Annotated in this window: 15 protein-coding genes; 8 read left to right on the top strand and 7 right to left on the bottom strand. The window is 68.8% G+C overall.

Features of this window, described 5'->3' with window-relative positions; genetic code table 11:
- Positions 1-20: 20 nt before the first annotated feature.
- Positions 21-977 carry a c-type cytochrome biogenesis protein CcsB gene (gene ccsB / locus CTB96_RS00690; protein WP_110125014.1) on the top strand — a complete coding sequence of 319 codons (957 nt, stop codon included), beginning with the start codon at positions 21-23 and terminating at the stop codon, positions 975-977.
- Positions 978-1,051: 74 nt separating this feature from the next.
- Here ccsB and CTB96_RS00685 read toward each other — a convergent pair whose 3' ends face one another.
- From CTB96_RS00685 to CTB96_RS00665, 5 genes are read right to left on the bottom strand one after another with little or no spacing between them, the layout of a single operon-like run.
- Positions 1,052-2,032, bottom strand: a complete 981-nt coding sequence (locus CTB96_RS00685; RefSeq protein WP_110124975.1) for an o-succinylbenzoate synthase — start codon at positions 2,030-2,032, stop codon at positions 1,052-1,054.
- A 42-nt stretch (positions 2,033-2,074) separates the two neighbouring features.
- Positions 2,075-2,338 (bottom strand): hypothetical protein, encoded by a 264-nt coding sequence (locus tag CTB96_RS00680; RefSeq protein WP_110124974.1) that lies wholly within the window; start codon positions 2,336-2,338, stop codon positions 2,075-2,077.
- A complete protein-coding gene (locus CTB96_RS00675; protein WP_110124973.1) occupies positions 2,335-2,667 on the bottom strand; it encodes a DUF7882 family protein in 333 nt (110 codons plus the stop codon). The genes CTB96_RS00680 and CTB96_RS00675 overlap by 4 nt, the downstream gene beginning before the upstream one ends.
- A gap of 50 nt (positions 2,668-2,717) precedes the next feature.
- On the bottom strand, positions 2,718-3,776 hold the full coding sequence (locus CTB96_RS00670; RefSeq protein WP_110124972.1) for a sigma-70 family RNA polymerase sigma factor: 1,059 nt from the start codon (positions 3,774-3,776) through the stop codon (positions 2,718-2,720).
- On the bottom strand, positions 3,773-4,120 hold the full coding sequence (locus tag CTB96_RS00665) for a hypothetical protein (protein ID WP_110124971.1): 348 nt from the start codon (positions 4,118-4,120) through the stop codon (positions 3,773-3,775). Before CTB96_RS00665 ends, CTB96_RS00670 begins: the two co-directional genes overlap by 4 nt.
- A gap of 252 nt (positions 4,121-4,372) precedes the next feature.
- On the opposite strand from CTB96_RS00665, the gene CTB96_RS00660 reads away from it, so the two are divergent.
- From CTB96_RS00660 to CTB96_RS00650, 3 genes are all read left to right on the top strand, one after another.
- Positions 4,373-5,299, top strand: coding sequence for a 1,4-dihydroxy-2-naphthoyl-CoA synthase (locus tag CTB96_RS00660; protein ID WP_110124970.1), 927 nt, complete (start codon positions 4,373-4,375; stop codon positions 5,297-5,299).
- Positions 5,300-5,307: 8 nt separating this feature from the next.
- On the top strand, positions 5,308-6,444 hold the full coding sequence (locus tag CTB96_RS00655; protein ID WP_248283142.1) for an AMP-binding protein: 1,137 nt from the start codon (positions 5,308-5,310) through the stop codon (positions 6,442-6,444).
- 168 nt (positions 6,445-6,612) lie between these two features.
- Positions 6,613-7,653 (top strand): 1,4-dihydroxy-2-naphthoate polyprenyltransferase, encoded by a 1,041-nt coding sequence (locus CTB96_RS00650; protein ID WP_110124969.1) that lies wholly within the window; start codon positions 6,613-6,615, stop codon positions 7,651-7,653.
- A gap of 48 nt (positions 7,654-7,701) precedes the next feature.
- Here the strand turns inward: CTB96_RS00650 and CTB96_RS00645 are convergent, their stop codons facing one another.
- Positions 7,702-8,016, bottom strand: coding sequence for a DUF4229 domain-containing protein (locus tag CTB96_RS00645; RefSeq protein WP_248283141.1), 315 nt, complete (start codon positions 8,014-8,016; stop codon positions 7,702-7,704).
- Positions 8,017-8,086: 70 nt separating this feature from the next.
- On the opposite strand from CTB96_RS00645, the gene CTB96_RS00640 reads away from it, so the two are divergent.
- From CTB96_RS00640 to CTB96_RS00630, 3 genes are all read left to right on the top strand, one after another.
- Entirely contained in the window at positions 8,087-8,557 is a 471-nt protein-coding gene (locus tag CTB96_RS00640; protein ID WP_110124968.1) for a PLD nuclease N-terminal domain-containing protein, read from the top strand.
- On the top strand, positions 8,550-10,331 hold the full coding sequence (gene menD, locus CTB96_RS00635) for a 2-succinyl-5-enolpyruvyl-6-hydroxy-3-cyclohexene-1-carboxylic-acid synthase (RefSeq protein WP_110125011.1): 1,782 nt from the start codon (positions 8,550-8,552) through the stop codon (positions 10,329-10,331). The genes CTB96_RS00640 and menD overlap by 8 nt, the downstream gene beginning before the upstream one ends.
- Positions 10,332-10,399: 68 nt before the next feature.
- Positions 10,400-10,708 carry a hypothetical protein gene (locus tag CTB96_RS00630; protein WP_110124967.1) on the top strand — a complete coding sequence of 103 codons (309 nt, stop codon included), beginning with the start codon at positions 10,400-10,402 and terminating at the stop codon, positions 10,706-10,708.
- 83 nt (positions 10,709-10,791) lie between these two features.
- Here CTB96_RS00630 and CTB96_RS00625 read toward each other — a convergent pair whose 3' ends face one another.
- Positions 10,792-12,024: an isochorismate synthase gene (locus CTB96_RS00625; RefSeq protein WP_248283139.1), complete on the bottom strand. Its 1,233-nt coding sequence runs from the start codon at positions 12,022-12,024 to the stop codon at positions 10,792-10,794.
- Positions 12,025-12,098: 74 nt separating this feature from the next.
- On the opposite strand from CTB96_RS00625, the gene CTB96_RS00620 reads away from it, so the two are divergent.
- Positions 12,099-12,824 (top strand): class I SAM-dependent methyltransferase, encoded by a 726-nt coding sequence (locus tag CTB96_RS00620; RefSeq protein WP_248283138.1) that lies wholly within the window; start codon positions 12,099-12,101, stop codon positions 12,822-12,824.
- Positions 12,825-12,853 lie beyond the last annotated feature (29 nt).

Below are 12,853 nucleotides of genomic sequence, written 5' to 3'. Positions count from 1 at the left end.
TCCTCAGCCTGTACTCGGCCATGGCTGTCTATGCGCTGGCGTTCATCGCCTTCTCGGTGGACCTGGCCAAGCGGAGCGCCGCCGTGAGTTCGGCGGAAGCTACGACGGCTCCCGGCGTCGCCGGCGAATCCTCGGCGGCCGGTGCTGTCGCCGGCGGCACCACCACCCTCACCCGGATCAGTGCGCGCATCGCGAACGACGCCGCCACGCCATACGGCCGCTCGTCCAGCCTGCGCATCGGCGTCTCACTCACCGTGCTGGCCTGGGGCCTGCACCTCGTGGCCGCGGTTCTGCGCGGCATCGCCGCGGACCGGGTGCCGTGGGCGAACATGTACGAGTTCGCCATGACCGGCACGCTGCTCATCGTCACGGTCTTCCTCATCGTGCTCACCCGCACCGACCTGCGCTTCCTCGGCACCTTCGTCACCGGCCTGATCCTCATCCTGCTCGGCATCGCCGCTGTGCAGTTCTATGTTGAGGTGGCCCCGCTGCCGCCGGCGTTGCAGTCGGTCTGGCTCGTCATCCACGTGTTCGTGGCATCGCTCGGCACCGGGTTCTTCGCCCTCGGCTTCGCGCTGTCGTTCGTGCAGCTGCTGCAGTTCCGCCGGGAAGAACGCGTAGACACGGCCAAGCCGGGCCGGCTCAAGTTCCTGAAGACCCTGCCGTCGGCGGCCACCCTGGAGAACCTGGCCTACCGCACCAACATCATCGGCTTCATCCTCTGGACCTTCACCCTGATGGCCGGCTCGATCTGGGCCGAGCGTGCCTGGGGCCGGTATTGGGGCTGGGACACCAAAGAGGTGTGGACCTTCATCATCTGGGTGATCTACGCCGGGTACATCCACGCCCGCGCCACCCGCGGCTGGCGCGGATCGCGTTCGGCGTGGCTGGCCATCATCGGCTTCGCCGCCGTGATGTTCAACTTCGGCATCGTCAACGTCTTCTTCAAGGGCCTGCACGCCTACTCCGGGCTGTAACCGTTTCCGCGAGCCGTGAGAAAAGCCCCAAAAATGCGCCGATTTCGGGGCTTATCACAGTTCGCGGAGGGGGCTCAGTCGGCGAGCAGGGCGTACGTGCGGGTGATGCGGGCGAGCCACCAGTCGCGTCGCTCGGCCGAGGCCGCGTAGGCATCGAGCAGGTCGGCATCCGGAACCACCCGGCGAACAGGAATGCTGCCGTCGACCGGTAACAGCGGTTCGTGGGTCACATCGGCAGCCAGCAGCGATGCCGTGGCCAGACCGCAGTCGTAGTCCAACTCCGGCAGTGCCGCGGCCAGGAACGCGCCCATCGAGATGCCCACAGAGGTATCCAGCGCACTCGACACGATCAGCGGCAGGCCGGTCTCGGCCTGGATCGCGAGCACCGCACGGATGCCGCCGAGCGGCTGCACCTTCACCACCAGCAGGTCCGCCGCGCCGGACTTGGACACCAGCAACGGGTCGGCCTGCTTGCGCACGCTCTCGTCGGCGGCGATCGGCAGGTCGAGGTAGTCCGTGCGGCGGCGGATCTCAGCGAGCTCGTCGATGCTCTCGCACGGCTGCTCCACGTATTCGAGGTCGAATTCGGCGAGGGCATGGATGGCGTGCTCGGCTTCGTCCAGGTTCCACAGTCCGTTCGCGTCCACCCGGATGCGTCCCTCCGGTCCGAGGGCGGCCCGTACGGCGCGCACCCTGGCGACGTCCTCGGCGAGGGTGTTGCCGGGGTCGGCGACCTTGACCTTGGCGGTGCGGCAGCCGGGGAACCTGGCCAACAAGGCGGGAACGTCCGCGGCGTCGATGGCCGGAACCGTGGCGTTCACCGGAACCCGGTCGCGCAGCAGGGCGGGGGTCTCCTCCCAGCCGAACTCGAGAGCGGCGCGCAACCAAGCTGAAGCCTCCTCGTCGCCGTACTCCACGAACGGAGAGAACTCGGTCCAGCCGGCCGGGCCCTCGATCAGAACGGCTTCGCGGCTGGTGAGACCGCGAAAGCGGGTGACAAGGGGAAGGTCAACCACGCGGGCGGTGGCGAGCACGTCGTGCAGGGGAGGGAGCATGGCTCTAGTGTGCCAGCATCCGCCGGGCGCGCTCCGACCCGGTCATTCGGTCGAGTCCGCGATGAACGTTTCCTCGGCGGTGAGGGTCACGTCCGGGCCGTTGGGTTGCACATCGACGATGGCGATCGCGGTGCCGGGCGAAATCAGCAGGTAGGCATCCTGGTACCGCCCCGCACCGCTGTTCACCCGCAGCCAGCTGGGCACACCGGAGGTCACTGCGGCGGTGATCTCCGTGCGCAGCGACTCCACGGTTCGATCGCCGAGGGTGTATGGCTTGCCGCCGTAGACGATGTCGATGCGACTCACGAGTCGTCCTTCGCGCTGGTGGTGGACCCCAGCCGGTGCGGCTCCGGCACGATCTGCAAGCCGCCTGACGAATTGGCGGTGAGCATCAGCGCCTCGATCCAGTCCCGGTTCAGACTGGGTGAACGACCCCCGAAGTACTTGTAGGCCAATGGAATGCTGGGATGCATCCAAATGGTGCTGCGGCCATCGCCGCCCTGGGGGTCGTCCCGCCACGTGAAATAGAAGCATTCCCCCCGGCGCAGCTTGGCTCCGATGACCACCTGGATGTGCGCAAGCACCCGATCATCGAAGTCAGCTGTGAGGCTCGAATCGTACGTCAGCTTGCCCATTCCACCACTCCGTCATAAGGGTTTGCTGACACGGTACGCCGAATTTTCCGTCAGTCCCTCAGATAGCGTTCGAGTCGTGGCACCTTTAAGAGGGCCAAAGCCCGCTTCTCGATCTGACGCACCCGCTCCCGGGTCACCCCCTGAATGACCGCGATCTGGTCAAGGGTGCGCGGTTCGTCGCCGGTCAGGCCGAACCTGGCCGTGAGAATGGACCGCTCCCGATCGGGCAGGGCGTCGAGATAGAAGGTGATGTCGGCCGCCCGCAGAGTGATGGTGGCGCACTCATCCGGCTGGGGCAGGTCGTCGTCGATGATCAGCTCGGCGATGTCGCCGATGCCATCACCAACCGGCGCGTGCAACGAAATGGGTTCGTTGTCGTACTGCAGCAGTCTGGACACATCGCGCACCGCGATCTGCGAGAGCTCGGCGATCTCCTTGAGCGTCGGCTCCCGGTCGAGGGTGCTGGTGAGGTCACGACGGATGCGCTTGATCTTGTTGAGCTTCTCGGCGGTGTGCACCGGGATGCGGATCATGCGCGACTTGTCGGCCATGCCGCGGTGAATGGCTTGGCGGATCCACCAGGTGGCGTAGGTGGAGAATTTGAAGCCGGTCATGAAGTCGTACTTCTCCACCGCACGCACCAGACCGATGTTGCCGTCCTGCACGAGGTCCATGATCGGAACCCCGCGTCCGGAGTAGTGCTTGGCGATGCTCACCACCAGGCGCAGGTTGGCCTCGATGAAGTGGTTCTTCGCTCGCCGGCCCTCGAACACGAGGGTGGTCAGTTCCCGTTTGAACTCAGGCACGATGGTGACGCCATCGGCGGCGGCCCGATTCATCTTCTCTTCGGCGAACAACCCCACCTCGATCTTGCGGGCCAGGTCGACCTCGTCCTCGGCGGAGAGCAGCGGGCCCTTGCCGATGCGGCGCAGATAGTCGCCGAAGGCATCCGTGGATGCCCTGCTGTAGCGGGACGTGGCCGCGGCGCTGGCCGCTGCCGAGGGCGAGTATGACGACGGCGCTGACTCCGACGACCGGGTGCGGGTGGGTGACTCCGCGGGGGTTTGGTTGGTCGTTCGGGTGGCGGGCGGCTGGATGATTGTTGTCATGCGAGAACTCCCCGGGTAAGAAGGCTGGCTGTGGCACGGTCGAAGGACGAGAAATAGGCACGCTCGCGCGGGCGACCGAGATTGGTCACCTCGAAGGCGCTACCGACGATTTGAATGAACCCGAGCAGGGCTGAGGGATCGTCGTGCTGGATGGCGTGGTCTGCAACGCGCCACTCGGTGGGCGAGATCGGCGTGATCTCAACATCGGCTAGCTGAAACGCCTGGACCGTAGGGGCAGGCACGGATACTGGGTGCTGGAGCGGGGGGTGTAAGGTTTCGGCGTTGCTGACGGGTGCGTATTCGGGTAACGCGGTGTCGGGTGCCGAGGGGCTGTAGTGATACATGACCACCTCCGGGTCTTTCGGGTGAGATAAGTACACAGCCCGGCAAACAGCGCGTTCAAGGGGTTGACGGGGCGGGGCCGCAAGAGGTACACCTGAAGAGCACTCATGTATTGAGAGCGGTTACAGACTCAGGGGACCTCGATAAAATCCGCCGCCAGAGGCCGAAATCGTGTCGCGCCCCGCCGCGCTTCGGCCTATCAACCGCCGCCTCCCGGCCGCGTGCCGGATACGTGCGCCGCGTAGGCTGAAGTCATGCCCGAACTGGTTTCAGAGATCTTCGACCCCACCCAATGGCGCTCGGTTGAGGGATTCGCCTCGCTCACCGACATCACCTATCACCACGATCTCACCGGGCGGATCGCCCGGGTGGCGTTCAACCGGCCGGAGGTGCGCAACGCCTTTCGGCCGCAGACCGTGGACGAGCTCTACGCCACCCTCGAAGACGCACGCACCAATCCCCAGATCGGCGTGGTGCTGCTCACCGGCAACGGCCCGAGCCAGCGCGACGGCGGCTGGGCATTCTGCTCCGGCGGGGACCAGCGCATCCGTGGCCGGGACGGCTACAAGTACTCCGTCTCGACAAGCTCGACCGACGAAACCGCCAGCGGCATCGACAAGGCCCGGGGCGGTCGCCTGCACATCCTCGAGGTGCAGCGCCTGATCCGGTTCATGCCCAAGGTCGTCATCGCCGTGATCCCGGGCTGGGCGGCCGGCGGCGGGCACTCGCTGCACGTGGTCTGCGACCTCAGCATCGCCAGCGCGGAGCACGGCAAGTTCAAGCAGACGGATGCCGATGTCGGCTCCTTCGACGGCGGCTACGGCAGCGCCTACTTCGCCCGCCAGGTGGGACAGAAGGCCGCGCGCGAGGTGTTCTTCCTCGCCCGCGAATACTCGGCGCAGCGCGCACTGGAGATGGGCGCGATCAACGCCGTCGTGCCGCACGCCGAGCTGGAGAACGAGGCGCTGGACTGGGCGCGCACGATTCTGACCAAGTCGCCCACGGCCATCCGCATGCTCAAGTTCGCGTTCAACGCGGTCGACGACGGCATGGTCGGGCAGCAGATCTTCGCCGGGGAGGCCACCCGCCTGGCCTACGGCACCGACGAAGCCGTCGAGGGCCGCGACTCGTTCCTGGAGAAACGCGACCCCGACTGGGCGCCGTACCCCTGGCAGTTCTAGGTCGACCGGTGAGGTCAGTTCGCGTCGTACCGGTGCTGGACCCCCAGGTGGTGCTGGACGAGCTCCGTGCGGCGCTGTCCGGCGGTGACGATGCCCTGCTGCCTGTTCCCGTCGCGCCGGCCGGAGCCGACCGAAGCAACCTGGGTGCGGTGCCGAAGCGGGTGGCGGTGGTGATCGAGACCTCGGGCTCGACGGCCGCACCCAAACGGGTGATGCTCAGCACCGACGCGCTGCTGGCCTCCGCGGCCGCGTCGAGCGTCGCGCTGGGCGGGGACGGTCAGTGGCTGCTCGCCCTGCCGGCGCATTACATCGCCGGCGTGCAGGTGCTGGTGCGGTCGATCGCCGCCGGCACTGAACCGGTGCTGATGCCGACCGGTCATTTCGATCCGGCTGTCTTCGTCGAGCAGGCCAACCGGCTCGTCGAGCCGTTGCGGTTCACCTCGCTGGTGCCTGTGCAGTTGGCCCGGCTGCTGGATGCCGCGGCCATCGACCCAGGTCTCCTCGCGGTGCTGCGGCGTTTCACCGGCATCCTCGTGGGCGGCCAGGCGGTCTCGGCCGACCTGGTCGAGCGCGCCGAACAGAGCGGCCTGCGCCTGCTGCGCACCTATGGCTCCTCGGAGACCGCCGGCGGATGCGTCTACAACGGCGTGCCGATCGGCAACACCCGGGTGCGCGCGGTGAACGGACAGCTCGAGATCAGCGGCTCGGTGCTGGCCGAGGGGTACCTGGGCAACCCTATGCAGACCCGGGAGCGGTTCATCGACGACGAGGGTGTGCGCTGGTACCGCACCGGCGACCTCGGCTCCGTGGCTGCCGACGGCACCGTGAGCGTGACCGGGCGAGCCGACAACGTGATCATCTCCGGCGGCGAGAAGGTCTCGCTCGACGCCGTCGAGGCCGTGGTGCGCGGTCTTCCCGGGCTCGGCACCGCCGTGGTGGTGCGCGCCGTCGACCCGGAGTGGGGTCAGGTGCCCGTGGTCGTGAGCGCGGGGGATCCGCCGGCTCTCGAGGTCGTGCGGGCCGCGGTGACGCTGGCCCTGGGCCGCGCCGCCCGGCCGGCCCGCATCGTGCGGGTCGACGCCATTCCTCTGCTCGCCTCCGGAAAGCCCGACCGGCAGGCCCTCGAGGTCGTCGTCGGGAACTGACCGGGGCGGGCCGGAACTGTTGCCCGAGCGGACTTCTGCGCCCGGTGTACCGGGCGCAGAAGTCCGGTTCGGAAACAGTTGGAGCCGCCCGACTGCTTGCGGCTCCACCTCCGAGTGCCCCGGCAGCATCACGGCGGGCTCAGAGGCCGCGGCCAGTAGCATGAGATCGTGGCAAACGGAGCACGGCCCAACGGGCCGAAGAAGCAGAATTCCCCCCAGACCGGCACGACCGACGCCGCCAAGGCGGCCTCCGCACGCCGGCCGAACCCGGCGAAGTCCGGCAACCCGGCCCGCAAGTACGCCGCGGCGACCGGTGCAGCACGCACCGGTGCGGCAACGGCCGGCGACTGGATCTCCGGCGCGCGCCTGCGCACCCTGCCCCTGGCGATCGCCCCGGTCTTCCTCGGTACCGGTGCGGCCGTCGTCGCGGCCGGCAACGGCGAGTTCCACTGGGTGCGTGCGCTGCTCGCCCTGGTGGTGGCGGTGTGCCTGCAGATCGGCGTGAACTACGCCAACGACTACTCCGACGGCATCCGCGGCACCGACAACCACCGCGTCGGCCCGGCCCGCCTCACCGGTGGCGGAGCGGCCAAGCCCCGCACCGTGCTCACAGTTGCCCTGGTCTTCTTCGGGCTGGCCGCCGTGGCGGGTCTGGTGCTGGTGGTGGTGAGCCAGTACTGGTGGCTGCTGATCGTGGGCGCCGCCGCCATCGTGGCCGCCTGGTTCTACACCGGCGGCAAGAAGCCCTATGGCTACCTGGGCCTGGGCGAACTGTTCGTCTTCGTGTTCTTCGGTCTGGTCGCCACCACCGGCACCACCTACGTGCAGGTGGGCACCGTGAACCTGGAGAGCTGGCTCAGTGCCGTGGCCATCGGCCTGATGGCCTGTGCCGTGCTGATGGTGAACAACCTGCGCGACATCAAGCCGGACAAGGTGGCCGGCAAGCGCACCCTCGCCGTCTGGATCGGCGCCCGCGCCTCTCGCGTGGTGTTCTGCGTATTCCTGCTGGTCCCGTTCGTGATCGTGGGCTTCTTCGCATTGTTCTACCCGCTGGCCTGGTTCACTTTCTTCGTGCTGCTGCTGGCGCTGCCGGCTTGCCTGATCGTGGCGACCGCCACGACCGCCAAGGAACTGATTCTGGCGCTCAAGCTCACCAGCCTGGCCGCGCTGCTCTACGGCATCCTGCTGGCCCTGGCCTTCGCGCTCTAGCGCGAGCTCCCCGCGCGGCGTCGCTCTGCGCGATACTGCGGGCAGGGGTCAGACGGTGCCGGGACGCTGCTCGGTGCCGGCCGGATTGCCGTCGGCCGCCGCGGCCCGGTCGACGGCCGCGTCTTCGGACTCGGCGTCGGGGTGCACGGGTTCCTTGGTGCGGTGCCGCACCTCGTAGAGGTCTTTGGCGACGTTGTCGCGCGGGGCGCGCAGGAAGATGTATGACAGGCAGAGGCCGATGATCGCCGCGATCACACCCGCCAACCAGCCCGGGAATCCCAGCACCAGCAGGATCACGAACGGCACCGCGAACACCAGGACGCGGAGCACGGTGAACAACAGCCAGGCCGGAACAGCTTTCATGAATCCAGCTTAGAACGTGGCACTTAGGAGTACTCACCGATCTCTCGGGCGACCGGCCTACAATTGGGGCATGTTCCGCCTGTTGTTCGGCCTCGGAGTCGTCGTCGTCATTCTCACCATCTACGCGCTGGTGGATTGCGCGGTGTTCGACCGCAATCGCATACGCGGTGTGCCCCGGTGGGTGTGGATCTTCGTCATCATCCTCATCCCGGTGATCGGTGCAGTGCTCTGGCTGCTGATCGGTCGCGGCCGGCGCAGCAGCCCGGCGCCGAGTGGTGGCCGGACCCGCCAGATCGCCCCGGATGACGACCCCGACTTCTTGCGCGGCCTCGACCGCGCCAAGAACCAGGAACAGCGCATCCGCGACCTGGAGCAGGAGCTGGCCGACTTCGACAAGGACTTCGACACCACCGACCTCGGCAAGACCGAGCCACCGAGTGACGGTCCTGGCCCCCGCCCGGGCACCGCAGGCACCACGGGTATCGACCCGAAGAAGACCGACCCCAGCGACGGTGACCAGCCGGGCCGACGGGATGCCTGAGGCCGCCCAGACGACCGGCTCGAACCCCCAGCCCGACCAGGCTCCTCCGCTGGTTGACGCCGCCTTGCCCACCGGCAGCCCGGCGACCGACTTCAGCGTGGCCCTGCTGACGGAGTTCGTGGCGCTCGGTGTGACCGACGTCGTGCTCAGTCCCGGCTCCCGCTCGCAGGCCCTGGCCCTGGCCGCGGCCGAATTCGAGCGACTCGGACTGCTCCGGCTGCACGTGCGCATCGACGAACGCGGCGCCGGCTTCCTCGCTCTCGGCCTCGCGGTCGAGACCGGCCGCCCCGCCCTGGTGGCCTGCACCTCCGGCACCGCGGTGGCCAACCTGCACCCCGCCGTGCTCGAGGCACACCACTCCACGGTGCCGCTGATCCTGCTCACGGCCGACCGGCCGGTGGAGCTGCGCGGCATCGGCTCGAATCAGACCACCGTGCAGACCGGCATCTTCGCCGGGGCGGTGCGGCTCTGCGACGACGTTCCGGCTCCCGTCGGCGACGACACCGAGCCGTCGGCCGCACGCGACCTGGCCCGGCGTGCCTACGCGGCCGCGACCGGCGCAGAGACCAGGGACCCGGGCCCGGTGCAGCTGAACCTGGCCTTCCGCGAGCCGTTGTCGGCCGCCGTCGACTTCACCCTGGCCGGCGACGCGACCGCAGAGCTTGCGGGCCGGCCCGCGGATGCTCCCGCTCGTGCCGGCACGGACACCCCGCTGCTGGTCGGCCCCGGCCCCCGCACCGTGGTGGTGGCCGGCGCCGGCGCCGGACCGGCGGCAGAGGAACTCGCCCGCGCGGCCGGCTGGCCGCTGCTGGCCGAGGTCTCCAGCGGAGCCCGGTTCGGCCCGAACCTCGTCGTGGCCTACCGCGAGTTGCTGGCCGACCCGGAGTTCGGCGGCCGGATCGAGCGCGCCATCGTGTTCGGCCACCCCACCCTGAGCCGGGAGATCCCGGCCCTGGTGATGCGGGCCGATGTGGAGACGATCGTCGTGTCCCCGGTCGGCACCGAGTGGTACAACCCCGGCCACCGGGTCATCCGCTTCGCCCGGGCCGTCGCGCCCTCCGACGACACCATCGCCGTCGCGGGCACCAGGGAGGCTCGCGCCTGGCCGGGCCGGTGGGTGATGGCGAGCCGGAGCATCCTGGCCCAGGACACCGAGCTCGACGCTCCACCCTTCGGCACCCACGGCATGACCAAGGCCGAGTTCGCCGCGATGAAGGCACCGGTCACCCGCGCGATCCTCGCCGACGCGGTGTGGCGTGCATCGTGGCCGCATGACCGCCTGGTGCTCGGCGCCTCCCGCTTGATCCGGGAGCTGGACACGCGGGTGACCGGCAAGAAGATCCCGGTGCACGCCAACCGCGGGCTGGCCGGTATCGACGGCACCGTCGCCACCGCGCTCGGCATCGCCCTGGCCAGCCAGGCGGGCTCCGTTCCCCGCTCGACCGGCACCACGCGCCTGCTGCTCGGCGACGTGACGCTGCTGCACGACGCCGGCTCGCTGCTGATCGCCCCCGGCGAGGCGCGCCCCCGGATCCAGGTGATCGTCGGCAACGACGGCGGCGGAACGATCTTCGACGGCCTCGAGGTGGCGGCTACGGCTGCCCCTGCCGCCATCGACCGGGTGCTGTTCACCCCGCAGCAGGTGGATTTCGAGGCCCTCGCCACCGCCTACGGCTGGACCTACACGCGCGCCGCCACCCGCAGCACCCTGGAGAGCGCCCTCACCGCACCGGTCAGCGGCCCCACCCTGCTCGAGGTGCCGCTGGCGCGCTGAACTGCAGGGTTTGGTACCGTGGGTCACGTTCAGGCAAGACGTGCCGAACAGGCCCACAGGAGCGCACCATGACCGGCAAGTCACCCTCAGCCCGACCGGTCACAGTCGGCCAGGCTCCGGCGCGTGCGCGGGCGGACGGTCTCGCCGTGGCGGCCATGACCGTGGGCCTCATTGCGTTCCTCGGCGGCTGGCTGCCCGTGCTCGGACTCATCCTCGGCGCGGTCGGTGCGATTCTCGCCATCCTGGCCCGCCGTCGCTCCAACCGGCCGGAGCTCGGCCTGACCGCCCTGATCCTCTCCAGCGTGGCGATCGTCACCAACATCGTCATCGACGTCATCGTGATCGTGTCGATCGTGCAGGGCGCCAACAGCCTCTAGCTCGGAACTGTTGCCCGTTCGGACTAATGCGGCCGGCGCACCGGGCGCAGATGTCCGGAGCGGGAACAGTGCTGCATTGAGGGTTAGCCGAAGGCCTCGACCACGGGGCGGAACTTCATCTTGGTCTCGGCCAGTTCGCGGTCGGGGTCGGAGTCCAGCACGATGCCGCAGCCGGCATAGGCCGTGACGTCGCCGTCCGGGGTGACCTGCGCGCAGCGCAGCGCGATGGCCCACTCGCCGTCGCCATCCGCGCCGACCCAGCCCACCGGGCCGGCGTAGCGGCCCCGGTCGAAGGGCTCGAGTTCACGGATGAGCGCCAGCGCGTCTTGCGTGGGGGTGCCGGCAACCGCCGCGGTCGGGTGCATCGCCGCGATCAGGTCGAGCGAGGTGGAACCGTCGCTCAGGGTGCCCTCGAGGTCGGTGGCCAGGTGCCAGAGGTTCGGCAGTTTCACCGTGAACGGGATCTCGCTGGTGGTGAGCACCGAGGTGTGCGGGCGCAGCGCGGCCAGCACGCTCTGCACGGCGAACTCGTGTTCGTCCCCGTCCTTGCTCGAGGTGGCCAGCGTGAGGGCCGCCTCGATATCGGCGGCGGCATCCACCCCACGGGAAATCGTGCCGGCCAACACCCGGGCGTTGACCTCGTTGTGGTTGGCGCGGATGAGGGTCTCCGGGCTGGAACCGACGAGGCCGTCCACGGCGTAGGTCCAGCAGTCCGGGTAACCGAGCGCGAATTCGGTCAGCGCCCGGCGGAGGTCGGATTCGGCGGGCAGGTGGCCGACGAGATCGCGGGCCAGCACCACCTTGTTCAGGTCCTGGGCGCCGATGTGCGCCACCGCTGAGTCGACGGCCTCCCGGTAGCCGGCCGGCTTCAGGGCGCCGGGCAACAACGAGATGCGGTACTCGTGGCCGAGCGGGCGCAACGCCAGTGGAATCTCCGGCGCCGCCTGGCCGGTGGGCCAGATGCGGGTGACCCAACACAGGCCGTCTTCCCGGCCCACGATCACCTCGGGCACGATCAGCACACTGGTCTGGGTGGAGGAGTCGTCGAAGGCGAAGGTGCCGAACGCCAGCAGCCCGGTGCCCGTGCGCGCCAGCGGATCGGTCACCGTGGCGGCCGAGACGACGTCGCGCCATGCGGCCGCGGCATCCGTCATGCGGGTGGGCCCGGAGAACTCGAGGCGCAGGGCCGTGCCGATGCCGGCGAGGCCCTGATTGCGGCGCATCCAGAGCAGCGGCTGGTGCTCATCGAGCAGCAGGATGAGCTGGCGAATGTCGGCAATCGGGGAGGTTTCAACCGTTAGAGCAGGCGCATTCACTTGTCTACCCTAAGCCCGCGCCCGCGAATACCCGCTCGCGCGGCATTCCGGGCGCTGCAATCTAGACTGGACCGGTGAGTAGAGCAGATCTTAATAAGCAGCCCGCGCAGGTCGCCGCCATGTTCGATCTGGTCTCGACCCACTATGACCGCACCAACGCGTTGCTCTCCGTCGGCAACGCCTCGCTGTGGCGCGTCGCCACCACCAAGGCCGTGAACCCGCAGCCAGGGGAGAGGATCCTCGACATCGCGGCCGGTACCGGCACCTCGAGCGTCGCCCTTGCGCACACGGGCGCGCACGTCGTGGCCGCCGACTTCTCCGAGGGCATGATCAAGGTGGGCCGCGAACGTCACGGCGACAACCCGAACGTCGAGTTCGTGCAGGCGGATGCCACCAAGCTGCCCTTCAAGGACGGCGAGTTCGACGCCGTCACCATCTCCTTCGGCCTGCGCAACGTCGTCGAGCCCAAGAACGCGCTCGCCGAGTTCTACCGCGTCACCAAGCCCGGCGGCCGCGTGGTCATCTGCGAGTTCTCCACCCCGCCGTTCACACCGATCCGGGTGGGCTATTTCGCCTACCTCAACCACGTGATGCCCCGCATCGTGAAGCTCGCCTCCTCCAACGCCGAGGCCTACGACTACCTGGGCGAATCCATCGCCGCCTGGCCGAACCAGCCCACCCTGAGTGCATGGCTGCGCGACGCCGGATACGATGCCGTGGCGTATCGCAACCTGACTGTCGGTATCGTGGCTCTGCACCGCGGAATCAAGACCGCGAACGCCCCCGCTCCAACTTCCTGAAACTCCCAGATCCGATCGTTAGGCTGACA

The sequence above is a fragment of the Cryobacterium arcticum genome (assembly GCF_003185895.1).
In the GTDB taxonomy this organism is placed as follows: Bacteria; Actinomycetota; Actinomycetes; order Actinomycetales; family Microbacteriaceae; genus Cryobacterium; species Cryobacterium arcticum.
Note: the sequence above shows the minus strand (reverse complement) of the source record. Positions and strands in the feature narration are given on the sequence as shown.